Below are 13,624 nucleotides of genomic sequence, written 5' to 3' on the forward strand. Positions count from 1 at the left end.
TGCGCGCGGGGGCGCCTGCCAGCGATGCCGGACTCAGTTCAGAACGACGCCTGCAGCGCGGCTTCGACGCGCGAACCCGCCAGATCGGGGAAGATGCGCTTGGCCGCCGAATCGGTGGCGTGCGCGGTCACGCGCAGTTCGAACGGCGCCTTGAAGGCCCAGATGCCGCTCAGTTGGCCGTGCGTGTAGCTGTCGTTGTAGGCGTCTTCCAGCCAGTAATGGCCCACGGCGGCCTCGAAGCGCACGCTGTCGCTGACCGGCAGTCGCGCGCCCAGCTGCGCGTACACGCCGCGCTCGTCGGTGGCCAGTGCATCGGGCGAGTACGCCACCTGCAGCCAGTAGTTCTGCTTCCAGGTCACGGTGCTGTTCAACTCGGTCCAGTTCAGATCCACCGTGGTGGACGGGTACCGGTAGTGGGTCAGGTTGACGTCCAGCGCCCAATCGTCGGACAGGCCACCGGACCAGCCGGCAATGAAATCCAGCTCGCTGCTGGCATGGGTCTCCGGCGCGAATTCGACATTGGAACCCCAGACCGACGCGTACCAGCCCGATTCGGCGCTGGCCTTGAAGCCGGCCTGCGCGGCCGCATCGCCCTGGGTCTGGCTGGAACCGCGCCACACATAATCATTGGCAATGGCGGCCGAGCCGGACACGGTGGCCGCATGGCTGCTGAGCGCGGTGCCGGCGAACAGGACAAGGCCGGCCAGGCTACGGATGGCAATGACCTGGGCGCTGACGCGCTGGCCCGGGAAGAGGTGCAGAGACATGGAATGACAACTCACAGGATGGCTGTTCAGCCGATGCGAAAATTGTCGAATCGATGCCTGTAAAAAGCCCATTCCCGCGTTGATACGCCGCGTAAAATCTTCATAAAATTTCACGCCCCGCTGGCGACGATGCAGCGCGCCGCGCCGGCCGTTACGTTGATTTTATGCAGGGGAGGCAGAACACGGCTGGCGATTTTACGTAGCCCACCGCGACCATGGCATCACCGCACCGCAGGGTGTGAAACCAGAACCGCCATGACCGTGATCGTGATTCGCCACGCAACCCCCAGCAGTGTGCCGCCGAGCCTGCCTGCGCACGTGGGCAACCATCCCGTGGTCTGCAAAGACTGCAGTGGCGTGGAAGAGATTCGCCAGTGTCTGTGCCAGATCGACGCCCAGCCCCGCGACTGGGTGGTGCTGGAACTGGGTGCCGTGGACGAGCAGCAATGGTGCGAACAGGCCGCCGCGCTGGGCCACGCGCTGGACCAGTTGCCGGCGCAGTACATTGAAGTCCAGGCCACCTGCGAACTGGATCTGCAGTCGCGGCTGCGCCTGCAGCATGCACCGGCCGCCGTGGTGGTCGACCATCGCAACGCGCAGGGCGGCTACCCGCTCTCGCTGGGCATCATCCGCCACCGTCTGGCCATGGAGGCCTGAGCCATGTCGATCTTCATCATACGTGGTCCGGAAGCCAGTGGCCGTCTGATCCGCACGGCCGCACCGCTGCCCAGCCCGGTATTGAAAGCGCTGGTGGAACGCGCGATCGATGCCGGCACCACCATCGCCATCCGCGCGTGCGGTTCCGAACAGGAACTGCTGGACGCACTGCGCGTGGCTGACCACAGCCGCGGCGAGATCACCCTGCTCGACCCCGGTGCGTGCGCCGACAGCACCCGCCTGCAGCGCCTGCTGCCGCACCTGCATAACGCCTATGTGGAAGTGCACGACGATGGCGCGCAGCGCGAGACCTGCATTCCCGCCGGTGCGGGGCGCCGGCTGGCGGTGGCCAGTGGTTACGGTGCGCAGAGCTATGCGTTGGGGCTGGAGATAGCGCTGGAACACCTGGGGCTGGCCGAAGACAGCAACCGCTTCCACGTGGGGACCTGAGCCGCGTCTGGCGGATCTGTAGCGTCGAGCCATGCTCGACGAACGGTCGGGAATCGGTGTCGCAATCGGCGCGCCGCCGCGTGCGTGTGCCGCGCATCGGCGTATTGCAACATTTTCGATCTTTCCAACTTTCCTCATTGGCGGGCAAGGCGACCCATGCGAAATATGGGTGGCCACCGAAAACGGGTGGCACGGGCTTGCAATCCCGTGGGTAGTTTCTGCTGGTTACGCTTGCCTGTCGGCGTCGCCCATTCCCTGTGGGTGGCGTCGGCAGGCACTCTGTCCGCGCGCCTATGGCGGGCGGTGCGTGGGGGCCTCGTGCCCGCCGGCTTTTGCAGAAGCTCCCCGGTATTGCAACCACGCACCGTCCGCCACCCTTGCTGTTAAGCGGGGTGGCTTCTTTGCCGCATGCAGAAGGAAGCCGCCATGAGCACCTCGCGATACCCGTACCTGTTCGCCACCCTGGGCGAGGCCGCCAACACCCTGCCCGATGAGCTTGCCCAACCGCTGGAAACCACGCTTGCCGCCCAGCAGACCGATGCGGGCATCACCCTGCTGGGCAGCCTGCAGCGCATCCGCCAGGTAGATGCCGCCGATGGCCAGCCGCTGCAGCGCAAGGGGCGCAGCACCGGCCAGTGCATGGCACTGGCGCGCATCAATCGCGCCAACGCCGGGCTGACGCTGCTGCTGGAACTGCTGCACGCCAGCGAGCGCGTACGCGTGGATGGCGACGAAGCGCAGCAGATCGGCAACGATGTGCGCGAAGGCCTGCTGCTGGCGTGCCGTGGCCTGGCTGAGTATGTGGATTTGCAGGTGCACGCGGCCTGAGGCATGCCGCCGGGCATGGCCCGGCGCTACCGATGGTGGCCGCGTAGTGCTGCTTCTTCTACCTGCGAAGCTATGGCGGGCGGTACGGCCTCGTTGTCGCATACCTGTCCGTCAGGGGCACCACAAGGCATGCGTATCCCAGCCAGTGTCGGCCCCGAAGGCCTGCACCCGCGCGTGGCTGCTCAGTCCACCCTTAAGGTGCGCGTCCACCCTATCTCGCCAGCTCGCTTCATCAGCGGCAGTGGCGACGAGCAACTTTCGAAGAATCAGAAGCAGAAAGAACGCCCGCTTCACAGGAAATCGCGCTTCGCGTTCAGACCAGCCGACCGAGCGCGGACGCGTAGCGCTCACACCCAATTCCTTGTTCCAAAGGCGACCGTGGTGGGCAACCACGTTGCGCGCAACGCTGGTCACATGCAGCCAGTTTTGAAGTACGGGTGCTGCGACACCTGCATCATGTGCGATCAACTTCTGCTCGCGTCCTCGCAGCGCTCCGTAGAATCGCGACAGCGAGCCCAAGGACATGATCTCTGTCGCCATCCAGATGGGGACTTTGGGGAATGCAGGGCTGGTGTATTTGCTCTGATAGTGGCGGATGAAGACCTCTTTGGATCGTTGGATCTCTTTGAAGATTCCTTCAATCCAGTCAGCGTGCTGAGACGCGCTGGTCGCAAAGTGCACAGAATCCAAATGCCCGAATGCTCCATAAGCATGCGAGAAATGGTAGGTGACTGAAGTGCGCACTGCGATCTCGATGTGGCCAATGGCCTCCATCACCAGATCCCGCAGAGCGCGGTCAAATTCGTACAGGCTGACGGCATCGTCAAAGATCGCGCCCGCCTGGAAGCTATCGCTATTGGTCTTCCGCTGAGGGTACAGGTAGCCCATCAGGCGGTAGTAGCCCACTCGCTGCAGATAAAAGTGGGCGCGGTGAGGGTCGCCAATTCCCAAGCCTCTCGCAGACAGTTGATCCAGCTGTTCGTCAATCGAAAGAGGCTGCTTTACGTATTGGGTCATCCTGACGCACAAAAGAACGGCCAAAAAAAAACCCGCCAATTTGAGCATGTCGCGACGGTGCGCGTCAGAGGCGTGGCGGGTGTGTTGGGATCAGCTTAGTGCCTGCGTCCAGGTCGAACAAGTGCCACCATCGGTTGAACCCAGCGGGTGCAATGACGTGGGCAGGCCAAGGCACGCAGCGCCGCCTCGCCCTCACAGGGTTTCAGGGGTGAGCCCAACGTTTAATCATTCATGAATCCGCCACACCAGATGACGGGAAGCCCCTAAGCAAAGGCTAGAGTTCAGGCCGAAACCGTCGCGCCGGAATATCGCTCCCCGCCGGGCATGGCCCGGCGCTACCGATGGTCGCCGGGCCGCCGTGCCCGGCGGCCACAGGCCCTTCCGGCTTATTCCACCGTAACGCTCTTGGCCAGGTTGCGCGGCTTGTCCACGTCGGTGCCGCGTGCCAGCGCGGTGTGGTAGGCCAGCAGCTGCACCGGAATGGTGTGCACCACCGGGCTGAGCACGCCGGCATGGCGTGGGGTGCGGATCACGTGCACGCCTTCGGACTCGTTGAAGTTGCTGTCCTGGTCGGCGAACACGAACAGTTCGCCGCCACGCGCGCGCACTTCCTGCATGTTCGATTTCACCTTTTCCAGCAGGCTGTCGTTGGGCGCGATCACCACCACCGGCATGTCTTCGTCCACCAGCGCCAGCGGGCCGTGCTTCAGCTCACCGGCCGGATAGGCCTCGGCGTGGATATAGGTGATTTCCTTCAGTTTGAGCGCGCCTTCCAGTGCAATCGGGTAATGCAGGCCACGGCCCAGGAACAGCGCGCTGCTCTTGCGCGCGAAGCGCTCGGCCCAGGCGGCGATCTGCGGTTCCATGTTCAGGGCGTGCTGCACGCTGCCCGGCAGGAAACGCAGCTGTTCCAGGTACTCCGCTTCCTGCGCTGCATCCACCCGGCCGTGCAGCTTGCCCAGCACCACGGTCAGCTGGAACAGCGCGGCCAGCTGGGTGGTGAAGGCCTTGGTGGAGGCCACGCCGATCTCGGCACCGGCACGGGTGTAGCAGACCAGTTCGCTGGCGCGCGGAATCGCACTTTCCGGCACGTTGCAGATCGACAGCGTGTGGGTGTGGCCCAGCGACTTGGCGTACTTCAACGCTTCCATCGTATCCAGCGTTTCGCCGGACTGGGAAATGGTCACGATCAGATGCTTGGGATTGGCATACGCGGCGCGGTAGCGGTACTCGCTGGCGATTTCCACACTGCACGGCAGGCCGGCGATGGATTCGATCCAGTAACGCGCGGTCAGGCCCGAGTAGTAGCTGGTACCGCAGGCCAGGATCTGCACGCCTTCAATGCCGGCCAGCACGGCTTCGGCATTCTTGCCGAACAGCTCAGCCGGGAAACCACCGGCGTCGATCGCCGCTTCGATGGTGTCACCCAGCGCGCGCGGCTGCTCGTGGATTTCCTTCTGCATGAAGTGGCGGTACGGGCCCAGTTCCAGCGAGGCCAGCGACACATCGGAAAGATGGGTATCGCGCTGCACCGGCTGGTCGTGTTCGTCGAACACCTGCACGCCATCACGGCGGATATCGGCGGTGTCGCCCTCTTCCAGGAAGATGACCTTGCGCGTGGCCGAGATCACGGCCGATACATCGGACGCGACGAAGTTCTCGCCCTCGCCCAGGCCCACCAGCAGCGGGCAGCCCATGCGCGCGCAGACGAAGTGGTCCGGCTCGGCGCGGCTGACCACGGCCAGGGCGTAGGCGCCGGTCAGTTCCTTCACCGTGCGCTGCAGCGCGCCCAGCAGGCTGTCGCCGCCCTTCAGGTGGTGGTGCATCAGGTGCGCGATCACTTCGGTGTCGGTCTGCGACTCGAAGGTGTAGCCCAGCGCGCGCAGCTTCTCGCGCTGCTCTTCGTGGTTTTCGATGATGCCGTTGTGCACCAGCGCCACGCCGTGGCTGATGTGCGGGTGCGCATTGGCCTCGGTCACCCCGCCATGGGTGGCCCAGCGGGTGTGGCCGATGCCCAGGCTGGCGTTGAAGCCCTCGGCCTCGGCGGCGGTGGCCATTTCCGAAACACGGCCGGTGCGGCGCACGCGGCGCACGTCCGGGCGCTCGCCCTGGTCGATCACCGCAATACCGGAAGAATCGTAGCCGCGGTATTCCAGTCGTTTCAGTCCTTCGATCAGTACCGGCACCACATCGCGATCAGCGATCGCACCTACGATTCCACACATGTCGCGTTTCCTTGAAGACGGTGTCGGCATTCTAGCGTGGGTGTCCGCCCTCCCCCGCCTGTCCGCTTAATGAAAGTGTCCGCTGCAGTGTCCGCGGACACCCGGACACCGATCACGGCCCGCTAAACCACTGATTCATAACACCAAAAAGTTGGCACGCGACGTGCTTGGTATGGGCTACCACCGACAGGCACGCACCCGATGATCCGCGACACCTCTGCCCAGGACCAGATCGTTTCCTCCGCCCCGGCCGGCACCTCCCGCTCGGGCGCCGCCCTGCGCCGTTACCGTTGGCCGGTGCTGGGCGGGCTTGCCCTGCTGGCCGCCATCGGCTGGGCGGTGCATGCCTGGTCCAATGCCAGCCGCTCCTTCGACAGCAGCCGGGTGCGCATTGCCGAAGTGCAGCGCGGCGACCTGGTGCGCGACATCGCCGCCGACGGCCGCGTGATCGCCGCCAACAGCCCCACCCTGTACGCCATCTCGGCCGGCACCGTGGACCTGAAGGTGGTGGCCGGTGACGTGGTGAAGAAGGGCCAGGAGCTGGCGATCATCGACAGCCCGGAACTGCGCAGCAAGCTGGCCCAGGAACAGGCCACCCTGGCCGGCCTGGAAGCCGAAGCCAGCCGCGCCGCGCTGGACGCCACCCTGGCCCGCGCCAAGTCGCGCAAGGAAACCGACCAGGCCAGCATCGAAAGGCAGGCCGCCGACCGCGACCTGCAGCGCTACCAGCGCGGCTACGACGGCGGCGCGGTGCCGCAGATCGATCTGGCCAAGGCGCAGGACAGCCTGAAGAAGGCCGACATCACCCTGGCCAACGCCACCACCGACGCCCGCCTGCAGAGCCAGGGCGCCGACCTGGATGCGCGCAACAAGCGCCTGCTGGCCGACCGCCAGAAGGCCGTGGTGGCCGAAGTGCAGCGCCAGGTGGACGCACTGACCCTGCGCGCCCCGTTCGATGGCCAGGTGGGCCAGGTGCAGGCCACCCAGGCCACCAACCTGGCGGCCAACGCGCCGGTGCTGGGCGTGGTGGACCTGTCCAAGTTCGAAGTGGAGATCAAGGTGCCGGAAAGCTTCGCCCGCGACCTGGCCATCGGCATGCCGGCGCAGCTGACTGGCGGCAACGGCAAGCCGTTCGCCGGCGAGATCAGCGCCGTCTCGCCGGAGGTGGTGAACGGTGAAGTGAACGCCCGCGTGCGCTTTGCCGCCGCACAGCCCGAAGGTTTGCGCCAGAGCCAGCGCATGTCGGTGCGCGTGCTGCTGGATACGCGCCGGAACGTAATGAAGGTCGAGCGTGGCCCGTTCGTGGAACAGGGCAACGGCGTGGCCTATGTAATGGACGGCCGCACTGCGGTGCGCCGACCGGTGGAGCTGGGCGTCAGCAGCCTGGGCGAAGTGGAAATCAAGTCGGGTGTGCAGCCGGGCGACCGCATCGTGGTCTCCGGCAGCGACCTGTTCAAGGACGCCGAACGCGTCTCCGTCAACTGACACATCCTGGAGAGAGGACACCCCATGTACATGCTCGAAATGCGTTCGGTCGCCAAGGTCTTCCGCACCGAACAGGTGGAAACCCACGCACTGCGCTCACTGGAACTGCAGGTGAAGGAAGGCGAATTCATGGCCGTCACCGGCCCGTCCGGCTCCGGCAAGACCACCTTCCTCAACATTGCCGGCCTGCTGGAAACCTTCACCAGCGGCACCTATCTGCTGGACGGCCAGGACGTGAGCACGCTGGGCGATGATGCGCGCAGCCGCCTGCGCAACCAGAAGATCGGCTTCATCTTCCAGGGCTTCAACCTGATTCCCGACCTGAACCTGTTCGACAACGTGGATGTGCCGCTGCGCTACCGCAAGATGAGCGCCAACGAGCGCCGCGAGCGCATTGAAAAGGCGCTGACCCAGGTCGGCCTGGGCTCGCGCATGAAGCACTACCCCAACGAACTGTCCGGCGGCCAGCAGCAGCGCGCGGCGATTGCCCGTGCCCTGGCTGGCAGCCCGCGCCTGCTGCTGGCCGACGAACCGACCGGCAACCTGGACACGCAGATGGCACGCGGGGTGATGGAGCTGCTGGAAGAGATCAACGCCGCCGGCACCACCATCGTCATGGTCACCCATGATCCGGAACTGGCCGCGCGCGCGCAGCGCAACGTACACATTGTCGACGGCCAGGTGACCGACCTGGTGCGTGAGCCGGTGCTGGCCACGCCGCGCCGCATCGTTGCCGTGAACGAGTGAGGGCCTGACCATGTTCGCCTACTACGCCCGCCTGGCGGCGCGCAGCTTCCGCCGCAACAAGGTGCTGACCGCGCTGATGGTGGTGGCCATCGCGCTGGGCATCGGTGCCTCGATGACCACCCTGACCGTCTTCCATGTGCTCTCCGGCGATCCGATTCCGGACAAGAGCGATCGCCTGTTCTACGTGCAGCTGGACCCGGGCCCGCGCGGTGGCTACGTGCCCGGCGAAGAGCCCAATTCGCAGATGACCCGCTTCGACGGCGAGGCGCTGCTGCGCGAAGCCAAGGCCGAACGCCAGGCCTTGATGAGCGCCGGCGGCGGTACCATCGAACCGGACAGCAGCACCCTGCAGCCGTTCACGATCGATACGCGCTGGACCTCGGCCGACTTCTTCCCGATGTTCAACGTGCCCATGCAGTACGGCCGCCCCTGGACCCGCCAGGACGATGAGGGCCGCGCGCGCGTGGTGGTCATCTCCAAGGCGCTGAACGACAAGCTGTACCAGGGCGGCAACAGCGTGGGCAAGGACATCCGCATGGATGGCCAGAGCTTCCGCATCGTGGGCGTGATGAAGGAATGGAATCCCGAACCGCAGTTCTTCGACCTGACCACCGGCAGCTACGGCAAGGATGAGGATCTGCTGCTGCCGGTCACCACCTCCTTCGACATGAAGCTGGGCAGCAGCGGCAACATGAACTGCTTCGGCGAGAACCCGGACGGCAACAGCTATTCGTTGAACGCGCCCTGCACCTGGCTCCAGTACTGGGCCGAAGTGCCGCCGGAAAAGGCCGACGACTACCGCCGCTACCTGGAAAACTACTCCAGCCAGCAGCGTGAGGCCGGCCGCTTCGAGCGCCCGCCGAATGTGCGCCTGCGCAACGTGATGGAGTGGCTGGATTTCAACGGCGCGGTGCCCAGCGATGTGCGCCTGCAGCTGTGGCTGGCGCTGGGCTTCCTGGGCGTGTGCCTGGTCAACACGGTGGGCCTGCTGCTGGCCAAGTTCCTGCGCCGCAGCGGTGAAATCGGCGTGCGCCGTGCGCTGGGCGCCAGCCGCGGCCAGATCTTCCTGCAGTGCCTGGTGGAAGCCGGTGCGGTGGGCGTGGTCGGCGGCGTGCTCGGCATCGGCGTGGCCCTGCTCGGTCTGTTCGCGGTGCGCCAGCAGCCGGTGGACTACGCCAAGCTGGCCCACCTGGACGGCAGCATGCTGCTGCTGGCCATCGGCCTGACCCTGTTTGCCAGCCTTGCAGCCGGCTTCCTGCCCGCCTGGCGCGCGATGCAGGTCACCCCGGCCATCCAGCTCAAGTCGCAGTAAGCACCCGAACGAGGACTCCCATGGACATCCGCCCCATCCTCAGCACCCTGCGCCGGCACAAGACCGCTGCCGCCCTGATCGTGCTGGAAGTCGCCCTGACCTGCGCCATCGTCTGCAATGCGCTGTTCCTGGTCAGCCAGCGCGTGGAAAAGATCAGCATGCCCAGCGGCATTGCCGAGAACGAACTGGTGATGGTGCGCGTGAGCGGCATCGGCAAGCAGACCAACGGCCTGGCCCGCACCCGCGAAGACCTGGCCTCGCTGCGCGCCATTCCCGGCGTCACCAGCGCCACCATCATCAACCAGGTCCCCTTCCGCGGCGGTTCTTCAAGCAGCAGCATCCAGCGCCAGCAGGACCAGGAACAGCCGACCACGGAAGCATCGATGTACACGATGTCCGAAGACGGCATCCGCACCATGGGCATCAACGTGATCGCCGGGCGTGACTTCCAGCCCGACGAATACCGGGACTATGAAGTGGTCAGCAAGGCCGGTTCGCAGGACAAGGCGATCCCGGTGATCTTCACCCAGGCCACCGCCGCGAAGATGGAACCCAACGGCAATGCGCTGGGCAAGACCTACTACATGGGCAAGCAGCCGCTGCATGTGATCGGCATCGTCGATACGCTCACCACCCCCACCGGCTGGGCCAACAACTGGTCCGAATCGATGCTGATGCCGCTGCGCCGTGGCTTCGACGAAGGCGGCACCTACATGCTGCGCACCGCACCGGAGCGCCGCGACGAGGTGCTGAAGGCCGCGGTGGCTGCACTGGAACGCAACGATCCCAACCGCCTGATGCGCGAAAAGATGACCTATGAAGAACAGCGCCAGAAGTACTTCAGCAACGACCGCGCCATGGTCGGCCTGCTGGTGACGGTGTGCGTGGCGCTGCTGGTGGTCACGGCCCTGGGCATCGTCGGCCTGGCCAGCTTCTGGGTGCAGCAGCGCAGCAAGCAGATCGGCATCCGCCGTGCGCTGGGTGCCACCCGCGGGCAGATCCTGCGCTACTTCCAGACCGAGAACTTCCTGCTGGCCACCCTGGGCATCGTGCTGGGCATGCTGGCGGCCTACGCCATCAACCTGGCCCTGATGAACATGTACGAGCTGCCGCGCATGCCGCTGCTGTACCTGCCGCTGGGCGCCCTGCTGCTGTGGGTGCTGGGCCAGATCGCGGTGTTCGGCCCGGCCCGGCGCGCCGCCGCGGTACCGCCGGCGGTGGCCACCCGCGGGGCCTGAGACGTACCCCCGGGCCCTGCGCGGCCACGGGTTTGGCTATGCTTGATGGGTGGCGCCGGTCACGGCTCTCTTGGCGCCACCCATCCCTTCTCCAGAATGCGTCCATGCCTGCGATCCTGATCATCGACGACAACGCCAGCGTAGCTACCGCGTTGGACGTGCTGTTTTCCCTGCATGACATCGACACCCTGCAGGCGCAGAGCCCGGCCGATGGGCTGGCCCTGCTGGAATCGCAGCCGGTGGATCTGGTGATCCAGGACATGAACTTCACCGAAGACACCACCTCCGGTGAGGAAGGCGAAGCACTGTTCGCGCAGATCCGCGCGCGCCACCCCGATCTGCCGGTCATCCTGCTGACCGCCTGGACCCACCTGAGCAGTGCGGTGGACCTGGTGAAGGCCGGTGCCGCCGACTACCTGGCCAAGCCGTGGGATGACCGCAAGCTGCTGACCACGGTGAACAACCTGCTGGAGCTGTCCGAGGCGCGCCGCGAGCTGGACCAGCGCCGCGCCCGCGAACAGCGCCAGCGCACGGCGCTGGAAACCAAGTACGAGCTGTGTGATGCGGTGTTCGCCGATCCAGCCAGCGAGCGCATCATCGCCCTGGCCTGCCAGGTGGCACGCTCGGAACTGCCGGTGCTGATCACCGGCCCCAATGGCGCCGGCAAGGAAAAGATCGCGCAGATCATCCAGGCCAATTCACTGGCGGCCAAGGGCCCGTTCGTGGCGGTGAACTGCGGCGCGCTGCCCTCGGAACTGATCGAAGCCGAACTGTTCGGCGCCGAGGCCGGTGCCTATACCGGTGCCAACAAGGCACGCGAGGGCAAGTTCGAAGCGGCCGACGGTGGCACGCTGTTCCTGGATGAGATCGGCAACCTGTCCCTGGGCGGGCAGATGAAACTGCTGCGCGTACTGGAAACCGGCCGCTTCGAGCGCCTGGGCTCCAACCGCGAGCGACAGGTGAAGGTGCGCGTGGTCAGCGCGACCAATGCGGACCTGCCGGCGATGATCCGCGACGGCAGCTTCCGCGAAGATCTGTATTACCGCTTGAACACCGTGGAGCTGGCACTGCCGCCGCTGGCCGAGCGTCCCGGTGACATCCTGCCGCTGGCCGAGCGCTTCCTGGCCGCCGGCAAGCCGCTGTCCAGCGCCGCCGCGGCCGCGCTGCAGCGCCACCCGTGGCCGGGCAACGTGCGCGAACTGCGCAATGTGATCCAGCGCGCCGAACTGCTGGCCAGTGGCCCGCGCATCGAGGTGACCGATCTGAACCTGCCGCGCGCGCCGGCCGCAGCACGCCCGGCGCCCAGTGCCGGCAATGACCCGGACCGCGCGCGTATTGAAGAGGTGCTGGCACGCAACCACGGGGTGATTGCGCAGGCGGCCGCCGAACTGGGGTTGAGCCGGCAGGCGTTGTATCGCCGCATGGATCGCCACGGCATTCCGCGCGAATGAAGCGGCGCTCGTTCACCTTCCGCCTGTTCCTGCGCCTGCTGCCGGTGCTGGCGCTGGCTGCGGCATTGCCGTGGTTGCTGGCCTACTGGCTGGACCACGGCTGGGCGGTCACCCTGGTGTCCACCGTGCTGCTGCTGGCGCTGATGTGGTGGGCGCTGCGCCGTGCCACCGCACCGGTGCGATCGCTGATGCGGGCATTGGCCGGCACCACCAGCAGCTACCGCGACGGCGAATACAACTTCAGCGTGCATTGGCCAGGCAACGACGAGCTGGGTGACCTGGTGCAGGCCCACCGCGAACTGGGCGATGTGCTGCGCGAACAGCGCCAGGGCCTGGTGCAGCGCGAGCTGCTGCTGGACACCATGGTGCAGAACACGCCGGTGGCCATGCTGCTGATCGCCGCCGGTGGCGATGGCATTGCGCGCGTGGTGTTTTCCAACCTGGCTGCACGCAAGCTGCTGCACGGCGGCTGGAAGCTGGAGGGCCAACGGCTGCAGGATGTGCTGGAGCAGATGCCGGTGGAGCTGCGCGATGCCATCGAGCGCGGCGGCGACAGCCTGTTCGCAGTGCGCCCGGACGTGGACGACGGTACCGAAGTGGACGAGGACGACGAACAGGTCTACCACCTGTCGCGGCGCGCGTTCCATCTGAACGGCCGCCCGCACGATCTGCTGCTGGTGCGGCTGCTGACCGCCGAACTGCGGCGGCAGGAAGTGCAGACCTGGAAGAAGGTGATCCGGGTGATCAGCCATGAGTTGAACAACTCGCTGGCGCCGATCGCCTCGCTGGCCCATTCCGGCGGCGAGCTGGTGAAGCGCGAGCGTTTCGACCGCCTGCCCGAGATCTTCAGCACCATCGAAGACCGCGCACGCCACCTGGAAGGCTTCATCCGCGGCTACGCGCGCTTTGCCAAGCTGCCGCAGCCGCAGCTGCAGACCGTGCACTGGGCGCCGTTCCTGGCGAGCCTGGGCCAGCAGATTCCGTTCACCATGGACCACCCGCCCAGCGAAGACCTGAGCAGCCGCATCGACATCGCCCAGTTCGGCCAGGCGCTGTTGAACCTGCTGAAGAACGCGCATGAAGCCTGCGCCGAAGCCGACCCGCCCAACGACGATGTGCAGGTGCAGCTGACCCGTCTGCCGCAGTGGCTGCGGCTGGATGTGCTGGACCGCGGCAAGGGCATGAACGAGCAGGTGCTGCAGAACGCGCTGATGCCGTTCTATTCCACCAAGCGCAACGGCACCGGGCTGGGCCTGGCGCTGACCCGGGAAATCGTGGAAGCGCACGGCGGGCGGGTGTCATTGCAGAACCGCGGCGAGGGCGGGCTGTGCGTGTCGATCCTGTTGCCGGTGGGGTGAACGGGGGGCCGTATCCACGCATGGCGTGGATCTACCGGGGATAGGACCATGGCCGGCGGCAGTAGATCCACGCCATGCGTGGATAGGCC

12 protein-coding genes are annotated in these 13,624 nt (G+C 66.1%); 9 read left to right on the top strand and 3 right to left on the bottom strand.

The window, feature by feature from the left end; genetic code table 11:
* Positions 1 to 38: 38 nt before the first annotated feature.
* Positions 39 to 767, bottom strand: coding sequence for a TorF family putative porin (locus C1933_RS17135; RefSeq protein ID WP_108754227.1), 729 nt, complete (start codon positions 765 to 767; stop codon positions 39 to 41).
* A 255-nt stretch (positions 768 to 1,022) separates the two neighbouring features.
* Between C1933_RS17135 and C1933_RS17140 the strand changes: the two genes are divergently transcribed.
* The 3 genes from C1933_RS17140 to C1933_RS17150 all read left to right on the top strand — a co-directional run bounded on the left by C1933_RS17140 (position 1,023) and on the right by C1933_RS17150 (position 2,702).
* Positions 1,023 to 1,424 carry a hypothetical protein gene (locus C1933_RS17140; RefSeq protein ID WP_108754228.1) on the top strand — a complete coding sequence of 134 codons (402 nt, stop codon included), beginning with the start codon at positions 1,023 to 1,025 and terminating at the stop codon, positions 1,422 to 1,424.
* A 3-nt stretch (positions 1,425 to 1,427) separates the two neighbouring features.
* Positions 1,428 to 1,874, top strand: coding sequence for a 3-dehydroquinate dehydratase (locus tag C1933_RS17145; RefSeq protein WP_108754229.1), 447 nt, complete (start codon positions 1,428 to 1,430; stop codon positions 1,872 to 1,874).
* Between the two features lie 426 nt (positions 1,875 to 2,300).
* Positions 2,301 to 2,702, top strand: coding sequence for a hypothetical protein (locus C1933_RS17150; protein WP_108754880.1), 402 nt, complete (start codon positions 2,301 to 2,303; stop codon positions 2,700 to 2,702).
* A gap of 111 nt (positions 2,703 to 2,813) precedes the next feature.
* Here the strand turns inward: C1933_RS17150 and C1933_RS17155 are convergent, their stop codons facing one another.
* Positions 2,814 to 3,767 carry an Abi family protein gene (locus tag C1933_RS17155; RefSeq protein WP_234414561.1) on the bottom strand — a complete coding sequence of 318 codons (954 nt, stop codon included), beginning with the start codon at positions 3,765 to 3,767 and terminating at the stop codon, positions 2,814 to 2,816.
* Positions 3,768 to 4,105: 338 nt separating this feature from the next.
* Positions 4,106 to 5,944 carry a glutamine--fructose-6-phosphate transaminase (isomerizing) gene (gene glmS, locus C1933_RS17160; protein WP_108754230.1) on the bottom strand — a complete coding sequence of 613 codons (1,839 nt, stop codon included), beginning with the start codon at positions 5,942 to 5,944 and terminating at the stop codon, positions 4,106 to 4,108.
* Between the two features lie 201 nt (positions 5,945 to 6,145).
* Between glmS and C1933_RS17165 the strand changes: the two genes are divergently transcribed.
* The 6 genes from C1933_RS17165 (at position 6,146) to C1933_RS17190 (ending at position 13,535) form a co-directional block, all read left to right on the top strand.
* The gene (locus tag C1933_RS17165) at positions 6,146 to 7,429 is read left to right on the top strand and encodes an efflux RND transporter periplasmic adaptor subunit (RefSeq protein WP_108754231.1); all 1,284 of its coding nucleotides are present in this window, start codon (positions 6,146 to 6,148) and stop codon (positions 7,427 to 7,429) included.
* Between the two features lie 24 nt (positions 7,430 to 7,453).
* Entirely contained in the window at positions 7,454 to 8,176 is a 723-nt protein-coding gene (locus C1933_RS17170) for an ABC transporter ATP-binding protein (RefSeq protein WP_108754232.1), read from the top strand.
* 10 nt (positions 8,177 to 8,186) lie between these two features.
* Positions 8,187 to 9,488, top strand: coding sequence for an ABC transporter permease (locus C1933_RS17175; protein WP_108750377.1), 1,302 nt, complete (start codon positions 8,187 to 8,189; stop codon positions 9,486 to 9,488).
* A 20-nt stretch (positions 9,489 to 9,508) separates the two neighbouring features.
* Positions 9,509 to 10,726 carry an FtsX-like permease family protein gene (locus C1933_RS17180; protein ID WP_108754233.1) on the top strand — a complete coding sequence of 406 codons (1,218 nt, stop codon included), beginning with the start codon at positions 9,509 to 9,511 and terminating at the stop codon, positions 10,724 to 10,726.
* Between the two features lie 104 nt (positions 10,727 to 10,830).
* Positions 10,831 to 12,177 carry a sigma-54 dependent transcriptional regulator gene (locus C1933_RS17185; protein ID WP_108754234.1) on the top strand — a complete coding sequence of 449 codons (1,347 nt, stop codon included), beginning with the start codon at positions 10,831 to 10,833 and terminating at the stop codon, positions 12,175 to 12,177.
* On the top strand, positions 12,174 to 13,535 hold the full coding sequence (locus C1933_RS17190) for an ATP-binding protein (protein ID WP_108750373.1): 1,362 nt from the start codon (positions 12,174 to 12,176) through the stop codon (positions 13,533 to 13,535). Before C1933_RS17185 ends, C1933_RS17190 begins: the two co-directional genes overlap by 4 nt.
* Positions 13,536 to 13,624: the final 89 nt, after the last annotated feature.

The sequence above is a fragment of the Stenotrophomonas sp. ZAC14D2_NAIMI4_6 genome, assembly GCF_003086875.1.
Classification (GTDB): Bacteria; Pseudomonadota; Gammaproteobacteria; order Xanthomonadales; family Xanthomonadaceae; genus Stenotrophomonas.

Bases quoted from the DNA above. Each gene is read 5' to 3' on its own strand.
- C1933_RS17190 (WP_108750373.1), top strand. From the start codon at position 12,174: ATGAAGCGGCGCTCGTTCACCTTCCGCCTGTTCCTGCGCCTGCTGCCG.
- C1933_RS17175 (WP_108750377.1), top strand. From the start codon at position 8,187: ATGTTCGCCTACTACGCCCGCCTGGCGGCGCGCAGCTTCCGCCGCAAC.
- C1933_RS17140 (WP_108754228.1), top strand. From the start codon at position 1,023: ATGACCGTGATCGTGATTCGCCACGCAACCCCCAGCAGTGTGCCGCCG.
- C1933_RS17145 (WP_108754229.1), top strand. From the start codon at position 1,428: ATGTCGATCTTCATCATACGTGGTCCGGAAGCCAGTGGCCGTCTGATC.
- C1933_RS17170 (WP_108754232.1), top strand. From the start codon at position 7,454: ATGTACATGCTCGAAATGCGTTCGGTCGCCAAGGTCTTCCGCACCGAA.
- C1933_RS17150 (WP_108754880.1), top strand. From the start codon at position 2,301: ATGAGCACCTCGCGATACCCGTACCTGTTCGCCACCCTGGGCGAGGCC.
- C1933_RS17135 (WP_108754227.1), bottom strand. From the start codon at position 767: ATGTCTCTGCACCTCTTCCCGGGCCAGCGCGTCAGCGCCCAGGTCATT.
- C1933_RS17180 (WP_108754233.1), top strand. From the start codon at position 9,509: ATGGACATCCGCCCCATCCTCAGCACCCTGCGCCGGCACAAGACCGCT.
- C1933_RS17155 (WP_234414561.1), bottom strand. From the start codon at position 3,767: ATGCTCAAATTGGCGGGTTTTTTTTTGGCCGTTCTTTTGTGCGTCAGG.
- glmS (WP_108754230.1), bottom strand. From the start codon at position 5,944: ATGTGTGGAATCGTAGGTGCGATCGCTGATCGCGATGTGGTGCCGGTA.
- C1933_RS17165 (WP_108754231.1), top strand. From the start codon at position 6,146: ATGATCCGCGACACCTCTGCCCAGGACCAGATCGTTTCCTCCGCCCCG.
- C1933_RS17185 (WP_108754234.1), top strand. From the start codon at position 10,831: ATGCCTGCGATCCTGATCATCGACGACAACGCCAGCGTAGCTACCGCG.